Genomic DNA, 14,147 nt, shown 5'->3' on the forward strand with positions numbered 1-14,147 from the left:
CAGGGGTGATGGAAACACCTAACAGGGTATAGTTGAAAGAGAGAATGACTCTCATGAATATTGAATTATTTTTCACGAGAACGAGCCGACCAACCGCGTCGGGAGGGACCGAATGCACGGGATTATTCTAAAAACGCTACAGGCGTTCGTCGTCGATACGTACGGCGAAGATGCCTGGCTTTCCGTTCAACGAGAGGCGGACATCGAGGAGAAAGTCTACGTACCGGTAACGGTCTATCCGGATCGCGACGTCTACGAACTCGCCCGTACGGCCGGCGAACTCACCGATCAGAGTCCACGGACGATCCTGACCCAGTACGGCAAATGGGTCGTTCCGTCACTGCTCGAGACGTACGATCTGCATATCGACGACGAGTGGAACGGGCTGGAACTCATCGCGAACATCCAACAGTTTCACACGTCGTTGCGGACGCGGGATCTGACGACGCTGACGACACCGCGAATCCGCTCGGAGCGCCTCGGCGAGGACCGAGTCCGGATCACCTACGATTCGGATCGAATGCTGTGTGATGTCGCTCGCGGCGCGATCGCCGGCGTCGCAGAGCGATTCGACGAGGACCTCATCGCCGAAGAACAGACGTGTATGCATGAGGGTGACGACGCCTGCCGATTCGATATTCGACGGGGCGGCACCGAAACGGCCACGATCGACGCCGACGCTGAGTCGGCGGCCACCTTCGAGTTCGAGTCATCGAGCACGACCACCGGAGGGAGCGATGACTGACGCCGCCTCGAGTGCGGACGATGGCTCACCGCTTCCCGGTGCGATACAGACGGCCCGACCGCTTGGGTTCGGACTGGCCGTCGTCGTCGTCGGGCTCGCCGTTGTTGGCCTCGCTGCCGTTGGCCTCGACACCCTGACGCCGGAACTGCTCGGCGTCGGTGCCGGCGGTGTCGTCGCCACCGGCGTGGCCGCCATCGCCATTGCCGCAGTCTCGGATGCCCGGACCGCACCACGCCAGCGCGACGAGCTTCGTGCGGCGATCGACGACGTCGCTGATCGGACGGCCCAACTCGAGGACGGCGACCGCGACGTCGACTTTCGAACCGACGGGGACGACGCCGTCGCCGACCTCGAGACCTCGCTCGCGTCACTTCGCGATCAGTTGGTCGCGAGTGAACGAACCGATCAGTCGCTGAGCGATCTCGAGCGCATCGTCGAGACACACGCCGAGACGACCGGCTCGATCGCTGACGGCGATCTTACCCAGCGGTTCGAGCATCCTGCTGACCACGACGCAGTCGTGTCGTTGGCGGACAACTCGAACGAGATGCTCGCCGAGATCGAGGAGACGTTCTCGACGCTGAAGTCGTTCTCCGGCGAGGTCGTCACCTACAGCCACGAACTGAACACGAGCATGGAGACGGTTCAGGCCGAGGGCGACCGCACGAGCGAGGCGCTGACGACGGTCGCCGAGGACAACGAGGAACAACACGAACAGCTTCAGACCGTCGCCGCGGAGATGGAGTCGTTCTCCACGACGATCGAAGAGATCGCCGCGACAGCCTCGGAAGTCGCCGATACGGCGGACCGAACTGCACGGGCTGGCCAAGAGGGGAGTCGTGCCGCCGGCGATGCGATCGACGGGATGGACGTCATCCAGACCGAGACCGAACGCACCCTCGAGGAGATCGAACAGCTCGAAGCCGAAGCCCAACAGATCGACGACCTCGTCGACTCGATCAGCGACATCGCCGAGCAGACGAACATGCTGGCGTTGAACGCCAACATCGAAGCGTCCCGTTCGGCCAGCGGTGAGCAAGGGTTCGGTGCCGTCGCCGACGAGATTCAGAACCTCTCCGAGCGAGTCTACGACTCGGTCAAATCCGTCGAAGAACGACTCGAGACGCTTAGAGGACGAGCGATCTCGGCAGCCGACGAGGTCCGGACCAGCCGCGATCGGATCGAAGACAACGTCGACGACGTCGAAAACGCTGCGAACGCACTCGAGCAGATCGCAGAGCTCGCCGAGCAGACGAACAACGGCGTTCAGGAGATCTCTGCGGCGACCCAACAGCAGGCAGCCGCGACGGAGGAGGTCGTCGTGCTGGTCGAAAACGCCGCCGAGACGAGCAATGCGACGGCGACGACGTCGGCGCAGGTGGCCCGACGGGCGGCCGCACAGGCCGATGCGCTCTCACACGTCGCCCACAGCGCGACCGTGCTGACCGAACACGCCGGCGAGTTGAACGCCCATCTCGAGCACTACGACACCGAAAGCGGCTACGAGCTGCCGGAGGCGAGAGCCGCCGACGACGTCGACCCCGAGGCGGTCTCGACGGCCGACTCGATGTCCGACGTGATCGCCGACATCGACCCCGCCACGAGCGAGTAAGCCCGCTCGGCGGTGGCGCGAGGCGAGTGGCGGTCACGAGCCGTCGACACGATGTCCCGCAGCGTCGAGGCGAGCTGACGGGACGGCGGCGGGTAACAGTATTTGCTTTCTCGAGCTGGCAGACGTAACTGACAGCCATTACTGAAAAGAGTGAAACCGGTCGGGGCGCTATCACCCGTAGATGGCGTATTCGCCCCGTTTATGGAACGCTTCCGGCCTCGAATTCTCGACGGCAGAACTGACGGGTGCGCTAGGAGATTCAGTTACGGTCCTCCCCTTGCTTGTCGCCCTCGCAGCGACGACGAGCGTCTCGCTGCCCCATGTGCTGGTCGGCTTCGGTGTCTTCCAGATCGTCTGGGGCCTGTATTACGGTATGCCGCTTTCCGTCGAGCCGATGAAGGCCCTGATCGGGCTGGCGATCGTCGGCTCGCTTTCCTATCCCGAACTCGCCGCCGCCGGGCTGCTCGCGGGTGGCGTCTTGCTCGCGCTCGGGAACCTCGGCCTCGTCGGTCGCATTCAGACGGTCGTCGGCGAGCCCGTGATTCGCGGCGTCCAGTTCGCCGTTGCCCTGCTGTTGCTCGAGGCAGCCGTCGGGCTCTCGAGTGGCTCGCTCCCGACTGCTGTCGCCGGCCTCGCGGTCGTCGGGATGCTCGCCGTCGTCGGCTATCGACAGGTGAGCGTCTTGCTCGTCCTCGGTCTCGGAGGCAGTGTGGCCGTCGTGACGGCCGGCCTTCCAGCGCCGCAGATGCCCGCACCCGTGCTCTTTCCCGCAGGCACGCCGTCGCTTTCGGGTGCGGCCCTCGAGGGCACCGTCGCCCAGCTCGGGATGACGGTCGGGAACGCGGCGATCGCGACCGCCCTGCTCTGTGGCGATCTCTACGACCGAAATGTCTCCCCCGATACCCTCTCGACGAGCATGGGTGTCACCTGTCTCGCGGCGATCCCGATCGGCGGTATCCCGATGTGTCACGGCAGCGGCGGACTCGCGGGGAAGTACGCCTTCGGTGCCCGAACCGGCGGGGCGAACATCATCCTCGGCGTCGGCTACCTCGCGCTCGCACTGGTCGCCACCGGAGCGCTGCTGGCTGCGTTCCCACTGTCCATACTCGGCGTCTTACTCGTCGTCGTCGCCCTCGAACTCGCGCGCGCGGCCGTCTCCCCCGTCGACGGCCACCGCGGGATTGCGGTCGTCGTCGGCGTCGGCATCGTCGGAGTGGCAGTCAACGTCGGCGTCGCTTTCGTCCTCGGGACCGTCGCGTTCTGGTTCGTTTCCCAGCGCGAATGACAGATCTGTGCCGGGCGACCAGCAGACACGACACCGAGTCCAGCAGGGAGACGGACCGTTTTTCCCCCCAGCCATCCAACAGCCGGCGATGACAGCATCCTGGGACGCCCTCTTCGACCGCGCCGCGGCGTACGACGTCGACCTCGAGTCGATCCACGTGACGATCGACGAACTGGCGGCTACAGAGGATGGCGACGATGCCTGATCAGCCCGACCCTGCACGCGTCGTCGCGGACGCAGACGTGCTCGCCGCCGACCTCCTCGTTGACGGCGACGCCCGCGAAGCGCTCGATCACGTCCGTCGACACTCGTGGGTCGACCTCGTCGCGAGCGATCCGCTGCTCGAGCAGACGGAACAACTGGTTGCGACCCTCGCCGATCCCGACCTTGCGGCTGACCACCGGGCGCGGCTCGAGGCCGACCGCGTCGCCGTCGACCAGCCCGAAGGCGACCACCCGGCGCTCGCGTCGGCCTATCGCGGCGGCGCGGCCCACCTGCTGTCGTACGACGACGCGCTCGGATCGGCACGGGCCGGGCTTACGTTACAGCCTCGCGTCTCGGTCAGCGTTCGCCCGCCGGACGCGTTCGCACGGCTGTTTGATCCCGAGAGCCTCTACGCGGCCGTCGAAGGCGGGTCGTATCTGGGTCCGGATCGGGACCCGCGAGAATAGGGCTCGAACTCGAGTTACGCCTCGCGGTCGGCGTACCACTCCACGAACGCAGCGAGCGCGCGACCACGGTGGGAGATCGCGTTCTTTTCTTCGGTACTCATCTCGGCCATCGTCTGGCCGTTGTACTCGAAGATTGGATCGTAGCCGAAGCCACCCTCGCCGCGCGGGGCGACGAGCGTGCCGGCAACCGACCCCTCGAACGTCTCGGTGCCGGTTTCGTCCGCGTAGGCGAGGACGGTCGTGAAATGTGCGCGGCGGTTTTCTTCCTCGCGTGCGAGTCGCCAGAGCCGCTCGACGCCGACGGTGTCCTCGACGTACGCCGAGTACGGCCCCGGAAACCCGCCCAAGGCGTCGACGAACAGGCCCGCGTCGTCGACGAGCACCGGCTGTTCGCCGCCGGCCTCGTCGAAAGCCTCTCGAGCGCCGTGGGCGGCGATCTCGGCCAGCGAGTCGCTCTGGATCTCGGTGTAGTCGTAGGAAATCTGCTCGATGGGTTCGATATCGGCGAGGTACTCGCGTGCCTCCCGAACTTTCCCCTCGTTACCGGTGACGAATCGAATGGCCATGTACGAGGCGGGGGTCCCGGACGGAAAATAGGCGTCGGTTGCTGACGCTCGCTTCGCTCGAGGGATGGAACACTGCGGCTCACAGTTTCAGACGAGTCTCGGGAACGCACTCGAATTCGGGTCACACTGTGACCCGTAAAAGACGTTAGTTGTCGTCGTCGACGATGACTTCGACGGGTTCGTCTTCGGCGTCTTGGGACTCCTCGGACGAGCCCTGTTCTTGCTGCCACAGGAGTGCACCCGCGACGAGCACGACGACCCACGAGCGCCAGTTAGCGAGGTTCAGGGTGTAGCCGACGCCGAACGGTTTCTCGACGAGCATCCCCTCGCCGGGCTGCCAGTACGAAGAGAGCATGCTGCTGAAGTTCGGTCGTTCGAAGTTGTACGGTACCCCGAGAATCTCTCCGGAAGTCGGCTTGTCTGCCATGGGCGACCGTACGGTCTCCCGTGATATGAGTATTGGGTGCTCGACTCGAGGCGTGATCACGCGGTCACGTACCGGCCGCGACCCTCCACGTCCGCGAGACGCTCGAGGACGCGCTCGTCGCCGACCTCGCGGTATCCGTCCCGGACGGCCGCACGAAGCGGGTCGGGATTGGGGGCGGTGCCGACGAGACTCTGGTCGAAGACGTGCAGATCCATCGCGTAATCCTCGACGTGATCGGTGTGATAGCCGAGGCCGAAATCGATGAGATACGTGCGCGCTCGTGGCGCATCGCCACTGGAACCGTCGGATGCGCGCCGGCCGACCCTGACGTTTCGCGTCGTCGGGTCGCCGTGGACGAATCCGGCCTCGTGGAGGCGTGCGAGATGACGGCCGACATCACGCACCCGCTCGACGGAGAGCCCCTCACGGAGATCGGTCGCACCGACGTACTCGAGTTCGAGTGTCGCCTCGAGCGGGTCGACATCGGAGAGGACGGGCGTCGGCACGCCCTCACGACGGGCGAGACTCGTCAGCCGAGCCTCGAGCGTCGTTCGCTCGCGCCGAAGGCGATCGTCGAGGTCGGGGTGGCGATACCCCTTCGATTCGCGGCGTTTTCTCACGCGGCCGGCGTCGGGCTCGAGGTCCACGAGGGCTTCGGCGCCCTGTTCCGTCCCCGTCTCGCGGCCGGCGTCGGGCTCGAGGTCCTCGCTTCGCTTGGACTCCCCACGCCACGTTACGGCAACCTGATCGGGCCGGTAGTTCGGGTTCACACGCGACTCGGGGAGTGCGATCGTATCGCCGGCGTCGTACATCTTCGCGCCGAGAACGGCGATCATGCCCGCGTTGTCGCCCAGGAATCGGGGCTCGGGGGCGTGGAAGTCGGCCCCGCGTTGGTCGCACATCGTCTCGAGCATCTCGCGCAGGCGGGCGTTCTGTCCGACGCCGCCGCCGAGGACGAGTTCGTCGCTGCCGGTCAGCGAGAGCGCGCGTTCGGCGACTTCCGTGAGCATCCCGAAGATGTTCTCCTGAAGTGAAAAGCAGATGTCCTCGATGGGGACGCCGTCGTCGTGGGCCTGCTTTGCGGCGCTCATGATGCCCGAAAACGAGAAGTCCATTCCCTTGACGACGTAGGGGAGGTCGACGTACGCGCCGTCTTTCGCGGCCGCTTCGACCTTCGGGCCGCCGGGGTGTGACCAGCCGACGTGGCGGGTGAACTTGTCGATCGCGTTGCCGACGCCGGTGTCCATCGTCTCCCCGAGGACGCGATAACGGCCATTGCGATACGCGAGAAGGTGGGCGTTGGCCCCACTCGCGTTCAGACAGACCGGCGAGTCGAAGTCGGCGGTGTGGCGACCGATCTCGAGGTGGGCGACCATGTGATTGACGCCGACCAGCGGGACCTCGAGGGCCTGACTCAGTGCCCTCGCGGCCGTCCCGACGATTCGCAGACAGGGGCCAAGGCCAGGACCTTGCGAGAAGGCGACGGCATCAACTGGTGGCTCCGTTTCCGGGCCGTCGTGGGTTTGGCGGGCGTGCTCGAGAGCCGTTTCAACGACGCGCGGGATCGCCTCGTGCATGTGTTCGGCGGCCTCTCGAGGATGGATGCCGCCGCTTTCGGGTTCGTAGGCGTCGCTTTCGATGACGACGTCGTCGGTCGCACAGTCGTACACCGCTGCGCTGGCTGCCCAGGCGGTGCCCTCGATGCCGAGAATTCGGGTGTCAGAACTCACGTGTGGTGTCTACAGGAATACGCGATACGTGGTGAAACCGCTCAGTGCCGGTTTATGCCCACTCGGTGTAGCCGCACTTGCCGCAGTGGGTGCGGTCGCCGTGGTCGGCGAGGAAGACGTCGCCACAGCGTGGACATTTTTCTCGGTCGGTCGTTCCGTCGTCGTTGTAGAGTTCGTAGCGCGCCATCTTATGCCTCCTCCGCTTCAGCGTCTGCCTCTTCGGCACCGATCTTGTTTCGCTCGAGCATGTGGTCCTGTTCGACCTCGCGGGCGTCGTCGGCCGTGTCGTAGACTTTGGCCTCGCCGACGGTCTTTCGCATTCCGAATTTGGTGTCGAGTTTGCGGATGACAACCTCGTCGGCGTCCTTGTTCAGTTTGGCCGCGAGACTGTCGCGGACCTGCAGACGGGAGGGGGTAGCGTCCTCGTGGGTCAGTTCGAAGGTAACGTCCGCTCGATGCAACATGGGGTTCTCCGTTTCGGAGATGATGTCGACGTCCATGATATCACTCAGTTACTCTACTATGCCGTGTAGCGCCTAAAAGGATTTCGAAGCATGCACCCAATTGCACGGGCACTCGAGTCGGTCTCTCCCGTCGGCCGGCGAGAACGCTGCTCTGTTGAGTACGCCAAAGCTGACGGCCGCCGTTGAATTCGGCCCAAACAAATGAGAGTGTTTACATGTTTTGTGGACGAACCCCTTCGGTGATGCCCTCCAGACGACACGTACTCGCCGGTGGCGGATTCGCCCTCACGGGTCTCGTTGGCGGTGTCCGGTTCCTAGACGGACAGATATCGGTCTCAGGCGTATCCGAAATCGAGTGGCCAATGGCGCGGTACGATCCCGCGGGAACCGGGTACAACCCCGATTCGAGGGGGCCGAAAGACGGCGTCGAGGTCGCGTGGCAGCGAGATACGGACTCGAGCATGCACGGGCTGACGGCACCGATTCTCGTCGGGGAGACGTTGTACGCGACTGGCCAGCAGTCGCTCGTCGCGTTCGATCGTGACACCGGCGAGATTCGGTTCACGCGAGACGGCCAGTACTGGTCGACTCCGGCTCGAGCCACGGCGAGCGCCTACCGAAGCGACACGCTCGCCGTCAGTGGCCGGGAGGGACTGCTCGGACTAAGCGCGGACGGCGGCTACGAGGTTTTCGGACGGTCGGTTGGCGCCGAGCGCTGGTCCAGTCACGGCCAGGAAACCCAGCGCTGGTCCAGTTCGTCTCCGCAGGAACCGTCACCCGTCGCTGCGGATGGTGCGGTGTACGCGATCGTTCCCGATACTGATCGCGTCGTCGCCGTGGACGGAAGCAGTGGCCGCGTCCGGTGGGAGCGTACGGTCGGCGACGAACAATCGAGCGGTTCGAACCGACCGGCGGTCCGCGACGGGACCGTCTTTGTCTCGAGTCGTCCCGGCGACGTCGTCGCGTTCGACGCCGAGACGGGCGACACTCGCTGGAGCGTCAGACCCGAACCACACCCGGAGAGCACCCTGAGATACCGCAATTTCGGACCGGCAACAGCGACCGATTCGGGACTCGTCGTCCCCGACCGAGAAGGGGTCACGCTGCTCGATCCGGCCGACGGGAGCGTGCTGTGGGAGTACACTCACGACGGGAACGGCACCGACGGCAGCGCCGCCGTCGCCGACGGGACAGTGTTCGTCACCGACGGCGTGGAGTCGCTGCACGCGATCGACCTCGAGAGCGGCGAGCGAGAGTGGATCGCCGACTACAGTCCCGACACGGACCCGGTCGTCGCCGACGGCGTCGTCTACCTCGGCTACCAGATCTCCGAACTGGTCGCGATCGACGCCGAGACGGGCGACCGACGGTGGACCTACGAGGGGGCGACGTACTTCACGCAGCCGATCGTCGGCGACGGCGTGTTGTACGTCCTTACCGACGAAGGACTGTTGGCCCTCGAGGAGGCGAACTGACCGTGTCACACAACCGAACTGACGGGGGCGGCCGGCGGGAGTTGACCGTCGGCGTCGTCCTCTCGACGGCTGTCGGTCGGCTCCGGGAGGCTCCGGCGATGCTCGTTCCATTCGTCGCCGCAGGAATCGTTCTCGCCGTTGCCGACGCCCTCCGACGGCACGATCCCATCCCGTCCCTCGAGCGGGAGATTCCCTGGGAGAACGGCCTCTCGATCGACCTCGAGTACGCCGGCTATCCGACCGGCGTGGCACAGACGGCGACGCCACTCGAGTCGCTGGTCGGTCTCCACCCGGAGTATCTCGCCTGGGGGTTCACACTGTATCTGCTTCCCCTGGTAGCGGTCGTCCTCGCGGGAGTCATCACGATGGCTCGCGCGATGAATCGGGATGTACGGCTCGCGACCGTGGGCACCGTCTTCGGGTTCGTTATCGTGTTCGACCTCGTCCAGCGGGGGCTCGGATCGATCGACGCGCTCCAAGGGATGGGGCTGTGGGGACTGCCGCTGCTGGTGTTGTATCTCGCTGTCATCGTCCGGCTCTTTGCCGTTCCGGGCTTGCTCGTCGCGGGCCGCAGTCCGAAGCGAGCGCTGCTGGAGAGCGTCCGCCGAACGCGTGGCCACGGCTGGACGGTCTTCGGCGTGATCCTCGTCGTCGGCCTCGCCGGGTGGGCGCTCGCGAGTCTTCCCGGTGGGACGGTCGCGACGACCGCCCTCCTGGCACCAGTCCACGCCGTCGCGATCGTCGTCCTGCTCGAGCACTCGAGCGTCGCCAACTGACGTAATCGCGGGTTACTCGAGTGATTCGTTCGCTCGTGTCACGACGTCAGGACCACGATCCCGCGAGGTGTCTGGCTCTCGAGTTCCTCGTCCCAGTCGATCCCGATGCGACCCCACTCGTCGCCGAAATCGTCGGTGACGAACAGTCCCTGGTTGTTCAGCGCGTAGACAGCGCCCTCTTCGTCGGGCGTATCGAACACCGCGCGAACGACACCGCTACCCATCGGCAGGCCACGATCATCGAGTCGTTCCCACGGCTCCCCACCCGTCTTCCGGTAGACGTATGACTCCGCGCTTTCGGCCGTGTGAGCGCTCGAGGCACCGTGTGCGCTCGAAACGATAACCGCGTCCGGATCGGCGGGATCGACAGCCAGCCCCCAACAGTAGGTGTGTGCGAGTCCGTCCTGTGAGCGTGTCCACGTCTCGCCACCATCAGTGCTTTCGGCGTAGCCGTCGCCAGCAGCGGTGTAGACCCGGCCCTCCCATTCAGGGTGAGTCGCCAGCGTATGGTTGTCCCGACGGGAGCCGGCAGGCCGCTCAAGCCACGTCTCGCCACCATCAGGACTCAACACGAACGCTCCCGCTTCGATTCCCACGTACAGCCGCTGGGGATCGAACGGATCGACCTCGAGCCAGCGAACGTGGTGGGTGTGGGGCCGCGGCGGAAAGTACCACTCGTCGGCAGAGGAGAGGGCAGTCAGCCCCGTGAGCTGCGTCCAGCTATCTCCACCGTCCGTCGAGCGATAGACGCGACTCGGCTCCGTCCCGGCATAGAGGACGTCCGAATCGTGCGGACTAACAGCGAGCGACATGACGGCGTCGCTGACAAACTCCGTCTCGAGGCGCTCGAACGACTCACCGCCCGTCCGGGATCGAAACAGGCCGTCCTCGAACGTCCCGACGAACACCCGGTCCGGTCGATCTGGCGAGGCGGCAACACACTCGAGCGTGTGGCCCTCGAGTGCTGTCGTCGTCGTCCACGTCTCGGGACCACGGTCGGGGCTCGAGCAGGCGAGCAAGCGGTCACGGAGGGCAGCGTAGACGGTCGGCATACCAGCTTAGATGGGGCGCGAGCACCTAACGATTCGGGGCACACTTGGCTGTCGACGATATGAAGGCCCAGCTTCATGCGAGCCACCTCACAACCACTCGGGCAGCGATGACTGAGCGACCACCGTCCCCAACGCTACCCGCCAGCCCCGCACTCGAGACCGATGACGACCGCGTCCTCGCGACGACCAGCCAGCTCGCCGCCCGTATCGAGGCGACGGTCGACTGCCAACTCGACGAGGCGACGCTCGAGGCCGTCTTACTCGAGTTGGATCGCGGCGGCTACGTCGACTGGACCACCGTCACCCGCGACGGCGAGTATCGCTGGGATCTCACTGAGTCACCCGAACGGATCGGTGCGGCTGTCGCAGCAGCCGTCGTCGAACGGGTCCACTGCTGGCTGGCAAGCAAGCCCGGGCGGTAATCGGTGCTCGAGTTGTCACCCGTACTCCTGACCGATTGCGACCGGTTGGCCCGCAACTGCTGGCCCCTCGAGCGCAAAAAACACGGACGGAGCCACAACGCAGTCTGAACGTCGGACTGGAGTTCAGTACCACCTACCGCTCCAGCCAACTGCATACTTCTCCGTCTGCATCTATAATGGTTCTGCATTACTCGAGTGCGGAGTCGCCCGACAACGGCCGGCCAGTGCAGAGAGAAACCGGCTGGGCGCGTCCGATCGTGTGATAGAGACTGGTGTCTCGAGTTCCCGCCGATCGCCAGCCACGGATCGGCGATCAGCGGTCACTGCCGACAGCAATCCCTCTGACTCGCCGCTCGTGAGATCAGCCATGCTCCCGCTTCGAAACGGCCCATCGTGTGATTAAAGAGTCTGGTTCATGAATCCAAATGTGGGCTGGGAACGAACCACCACCTACCGCTCCAGCCCTTTCGACGGACTCGAGTCACTATTTCTGGTTCGCAGTCATTCGGATGGTTCGTGCGGCCGAACGCCGCTCCTCCGGTGGCACAGCAACGGCGACCACCGCGGGACTCAACAGGCGAGGATCGCGATCGATTCTATCGTTTGACAGAGATACAGCAGCAGGTTCACCTCATCGTACATAATTTTGATTCGGTCCCGCGCTGCTCGAGTGTCAAATATCCCGCTCGAGGACCGGCTGACTAGCACGGCCGACGTGTGGGACGGCATCGCAGGCACTGACCACGACCGTTGTCCTGTTGCCGTCGGAGACACCAACTGCTCGTTCGATTACGTCTGTCGAGACGCGTAGTCGCCGTCGGTTCTGATTCGCACGCTCGTATACACGACCCCCGAAGTCCTCGGTTTTCGGCTCACGCAACGGCCTATCTCGGCCCAAAACGAGAGTGGTCTGTCAGGCCATGATCGATGACTCCCGACTCGAGGTGGCGATCGACTCGCAATGTGAACACGGCGGTTCCGATCTCGTGTGCAGATTTGGGGCATGGATTCTGCCGACGTACAACCCCGAGGAGGTAGCTCCGGACAAAAGAGAACAGTAACGGCAAATGAGCAATTCGTACAGAAAAGATCAAAAGGAGTTAACACTAGTGTTCGAAATATGAGTGGAGATAATAATGATTGAAGGCGGGACTACAAAGAGTGGAGAGTTCGTCGAGTTCAGTGATTTCACCATTCTTGTCGGGCCGAATAATACTGGGAAATCACAGACATTAAGGGATATAAGAGAGATTATGACAACTAGTTATAGGAACGAACCAGAAACCATACTTATTCAAGATATTGATCTGCTGGATGTTACCTTTGACGAATTTGTGGACCAGTTAGATGAGACGGTCGATCAGAGAGGGCGGACACAATTCCGCAGTATGGGTCCAGAGGTACAGGGTTATCCCGCTGTCACGGTCAAGCCGGCTCATGAAAACAAAGTGGAGAACGCAGATTCACTTTTCGAACTAGAGATAAGAAATCTGAATTTTAGGCAATTCGCTATATCATATCTTGATGCTGGTTCACGCCTTGAAATAGCAGAATCAACCAACTCATACGACGTAGAGTCTGATTTTGCTACAGATCCTGTTCAAAAACTCTATGAAGAAGAAGAGGCCCGGAAAGAGATGCGAGCTGCCTTTAAACAGATTTTCAATAAGGACGTAATATTAGATATAAGAAGGCTACAGAAATTCCAACTATTGGTGCATGACGAATTTGGAGACGTAGAAAACAATCTTATAGGCCCGAATGATGAAATCGAGGATTATCGTTTGTTAGATAAGCAAGGAGCAGGATATCGAAGCCTTGCTGGAGTTGTATTAAGCCTCTTATTAAGCCAAAACCGAACAGTATTACTCGATGAACCTGAAGCATTTTTGCATCCTGCACAGGCCAGAGAGTTTGGCGGTTGGTTAGCAGATCATGTCGACCAAATACCTGGGCAGGTTATTATATCAACTCATAACTCTAATTTTCTTCGGGGAGCCTTCTCAAGCAGCCCTGATATTACGGTACACCGTCTGAATCGCAGAGATGATCAGACTACTTTTAATGAAATGTCGATTGAAACGACTCAAGAACTTTCTTCTGATCCACTTTTATCTTCTCAACGAGTCATTGAGGGTATATTTCACGAGGGTGTTGTAGTCTGTGAGGCAGACTCAGATGCTACTGTGTATCGCTTCGTTGCGAGCGAAAATTTAGATGAGCGAGATATCCTGTATACGTATGGTCAAAACAAACAGACAATTAAAAAAATAACTACAGTTCTTACTGAAGCAGATATACCGAGCGCTGCTATTGTCGACCTTGACATAATACGGAATCCACAGGACCTGGTTGGCCTTGTTCGCTCATATAGCAGCCATTCTGAGTCACAACCAATAAACCGAAAATGTGATGAAATAAACACATTAATGGGAGAAGACGATTATGTTGGCCCAGATTGGGAGGAATTGAAAGATGAAGGTGTTGCTGCTGCTAGTGGCGAGGTGGAAAATCTGATAGGAAACATCATAGACGATTGTAAAAAATTTGGTATATTTATTGTCCCTGTTGGAGAGTTAGAGGAGTGGATAGATTTGGGTGTGCGAAAAAATCGCTGGGTGGGTGAAGCTCTAGAGGAAATAAATGAAAGTGGTGGTGAGCCAGAGTTAACTGAATTTGTACGTCACTGCCATGATTACCTTAGAGAAGAATATCAAAGGCTAGTCATGCCCGAATAGCTATTGGGGATCACTGTAGGACCGAACAGGCGACGATCTCAATTGATCCGATTTTCTGACCCTCGCCTAAGCGCTTCCGCTAGTTCCGGTTAGCATGGTCTCACACCCATCTACCACTGCTGCAACATCTCTGTACTGTCCGGCATCGGCCAGTTTGTCTTATCCTCAGCGCGGCGCGTGTTCT

At 61.9% G+C, this 14,147-nt stretch carries 14 protein-coding genes and 1 pseudogene; 8 read left to right on the forward strand and 7 right to left on the reverse strand.

The genetic code is table 11. The features are described from left to right. The first annotated feature begins 112 nt into the window (after nt 1-112). The 4 genes from C495_RS04515 (at nt 113) to C495_RS04530 (ending at nt 4,313) form a co-directional block, all read left to right on the forward strand. Complete coding sequence (locus tag C495_RS04515) at nt 113-745, forward strand: heme NO-binding domain-containing protein (RefSeq protein ID WP_008160430.1); 633 nt, start codon at nt 113-115, stop codon at nt 743-745. Continuing rightward, nucleotides 738-2,357, forward strand: coding sequence for a methyl-accepting chemotaxis protein (locus C495_RS04520; RefSeq protein ID WP_008160431.1), 1,620 nt, complete (start codon nt 738-740; stop codon nt 2,355-2,357). Before C495_RS04515 ends, C495_RS04520 begins: the two co-directional genes overlap by 8 nt. Nucleotides 2,358-2,538: 181 nt before the next feature. Next, entirely contained in the window at nt 2,539-3,642 is a 1,104-nt protein-coding gene (locus tag C495_RS04525; RefSeq protein WP_008160433.1) for a putative sulfate/molybdate transporter, read from the forward strand. A gap of 197 nt (nt 3,643-3,839) precedes the next feature. Continuing rightward, a complete protein-coding gene (locus C495_RS04530) occupies nt 3,840-4,313 on the forward strand; it encodes a DUF7384 family protein (protein WP_049890159.1) in 474 nt (157 codons plus the stop codon). A 14-nt stretch (nt 4,314-4,327) separates the two neighbouring features. Here C495_RS04530 and C495_RS04535 read toward each other — a convergent pair whose 3' ends face one another. From C495_RS04535 to C495_RS04555, 5 genes are all read right to left on the reverse strand, one after another. After that, complete coding sequence (locus C495_RS04535; RefSeq protein ID WP_008160438.1) at nt 4,328-4,879, reverse strand: XTP/dITP diphosphatase; 552 nt, start codon at nt 4,877-4,879, stop codon at nt 4,328-4,330. 145 nt (nt 4,880-5,024) lie between these two features. Then, nucleotides 5,025-5,306: a DUF5808 domain-containing protein gene (locus C495_RS04540; protein WP_008160440.1), complete on the reverse strand. Its 282-nt coding sequence runs from the start codon at nt 5,304-5,306 to the stop codon at nt 5,025-5,027. A 56-nt stretch (nt 5,307-5,362) separates the two neighbouring features. Continuing rightward, on the reverse strand, nt 5,363-7,036 hold the full coding sequence (locus tag C495_RS04545; RefSeq protein WP_008160442.1) for a bifunctional N(6)-L-threonylcarbamoyladenine synthase/serine/threonine protein kinase: 1,674 nt from the start codon (nt 7,034-7,036) through the stop codon (nt 5,363-5,365). Between the two features lie 52 nt (nt 7,037-7,088). After that, a complete protein-coding gene (locus tag C495_RS04550) occupies nt 7,089-7,223 on the reverse strand; it encodes a 30S ribosomal protein S27ae (RefSeq protein WP_008160444.1) in 135 nt (44 codons plus the stop codon). A gap of 1 nt (nt 7,224) precedes the next feature. Next, nucleotides 7,225-7,536, reverse strand: coding sequence for a 30S ribosomal protein S24e (locus C495_RS04555; RefSeq protein WP_008160446.1), 312 nt, complete (start codon nt 7,534-7,536; stop codon nt 7,225-7,227). A gap of 206 nt (nt 7,537-7,742) precedes the next feature. On the opposite strand from C495_RS04555, the gene C495_RS04560 reads away from it, so the two are divergent. Together C495_RS04560 and C495_RS04565 are read left to right on the forward strand one after the other, a co-directional pair. Beyond that, nucleotides 7,743-8,975: a PQQ-binding-like beta-propeller repeat protein gene (locus tag C495_RS04560; RefSeq protein ID WP_049890140.1), complete on the forward strand. Its 1,233-nt coding sequence runs from the start codon at nt 7,743-7,745 to the stop codon at nt 8,973-8,975. A gap of 2 nt (nt 8,976-8,977) precedes the next feature. Further along, nucleotides 8,978-9,751, forward strand: a complete 774-nt coding sequence (locus C495_RS04565) for a hypothetical protein (protein WP_008160449.1) — start codon at nt 8,978-8,980, stop codon at nt 9,749-9,751. Nucleotides 9,752-9,789: 38 nt separating this feature from the next. Here the strand turns inward: C495_RS04565 and C495_RS04570 are convergent, their stop codons facing one another. Beyond that, nucleotides 9,790-10,803, reverse strand: coding sequence for a WD40/YVTN/BNR-like repeat-containing protein (locus tag C495_RS04570; RefSeq protein ID WP_008160450.1), 1,014 nt, complete (start codon nt 10,801-10,803; stop codon nt 9,790-9,792). A 107-nt stretch (nt 10,804-10,910) separates the two neighbouring features. Here C495_RS04570 and C495_RS04575 point away from each other — a divergent pair, with 107 nt between their 5' ends. After that, a complete protein-coding gene (locus tag C495_RS04575; protein ID WP_049890161.1) occupies nt 10,911-11,225 on the forward strand; it encodes a hypothetical protein in 315 nt (104 codons plus the stop codon). 626 nt (nt 11,226-11,851) lie between these two features. Here the strand turns inward: C495_RS04575 and C495_RS18330 are convergent. Then, a pseudogene (locus C495_RS18330) lies at nt 11,852-12,059 on the reverse strand (DUF7692 domain-containing protein). A gap of 302 nt (nt 12,060-12,361) precedes the next feature. Between C495_RS18330 and C495_RS17205 the strand changes: the two are divergent. Beyond that, entirely contained in the window at nt 12,362-13,963 is a 1,602-nt protein-coding gene (locus tag C495_RS17205) for an ATP-dependent nuclease (protein WP_083902446.1), read from the forward strand. The last annotated feature ends 184 nt before the right edge of the window (nt 13,964-14,147 follow it).

It is taken from the genome of Natronorubrum sulfidifaciens JCM 14089, assembly GCF_000337735.1.
Taxonomy (GTDB): domain Archaea; phylum Halobacteriota; class Halobacteria; order Halobacteriales; family Natrialbaceae; genus Natronorubrum; species Natronorubrum sulfidifaciens.

Excerpts from the sequence above, each read along its gene's own strand:
- C495_RS04535 (WP_008160438.1), bottom strand. The coding sequence starts at position 4,879 with ATGGCCATTCGATTCGTCACCGGTAACGAGGGGAAAGTTCGGGAGGCA.
- C495_RS04555 (WP_008160446.1), bottom strand. The coding sequence starts at position 7,536 with ATGGACGTCGACATCATCTCCGAAACGGAGAACCCCATGTTGCATCGA.
- C495_RS04550 (WP_008160444.1), bottom strand. The coding sequence starts at position 7,223 with ATGGCGCGCTACGAACTCTACAACGACGACGGAACGACCGACCGAGAA.
- C495_RS04520 (WP_008160431.1), top strand. The coding sequence starts at position 738 with ATGACTGACGCCGCCTCGAGTGCGGACGATGGCTCACCGCTTCCCGGT.
- C495_RS04540 (WP_008160440.1), bottom strand. The coding sequence starts at position 5,306 with ATGGCAGACAAGCCGACTTCCGGAGAGATTCTCGGGGTACCGTACAAC.
- C495_RS04515 (WP_008160430.1), top strand. The coding sequence starts at position 113 with ATGCACGGGATTATTCTAAAAACGCTACAGGCGTTCGTCGTCGATACG.
- C495_RS17205 (WP_083902446.1), top strand. The coding sequence starts at position 12,362 with ATGATTGAAGGCGGGACTACAAAGAGTGGAGAGTTCGTCGAGTTCAGT.
- C495_RS04530 (WP_049890159.1), top strand. The coding sequence starts at position 3,840 with ATGCCTGATCAGCCCGACCCTGCACGCGTCGTCGCGGACGCAGACGTG.
- C495_RS04525 (WP_008160433.1), top strand. The coding sequence starts at position 2,539 with ATGGCGTATTCGCCCCGTTTATGGAACGCTTCCGGCCTCGAATTCTCG.
- C495_RS04560 (WP_049890140.1), top strand. The coding sequence starts at position 7,743 with ATGCCCTCCAGACGACACGTACTCGCCGGTGGCGGATTCGCCCTCACG.
- C495_RS04575 (WP_049890161.1), top strand. The coding sequence starts at position 10,911 with ATGACTGAGCGACCACCGTCCCCAACGCTACCCGCCAGCCCCGCACTC.
- C495_RS04570 (WP_008160450.1), bottom strand. The coding sequence starts at position 10,803 with ATGCCGACCGTCTACGCTGCCCTCCGTGACCGCTTGCTCGCCTGCTCG.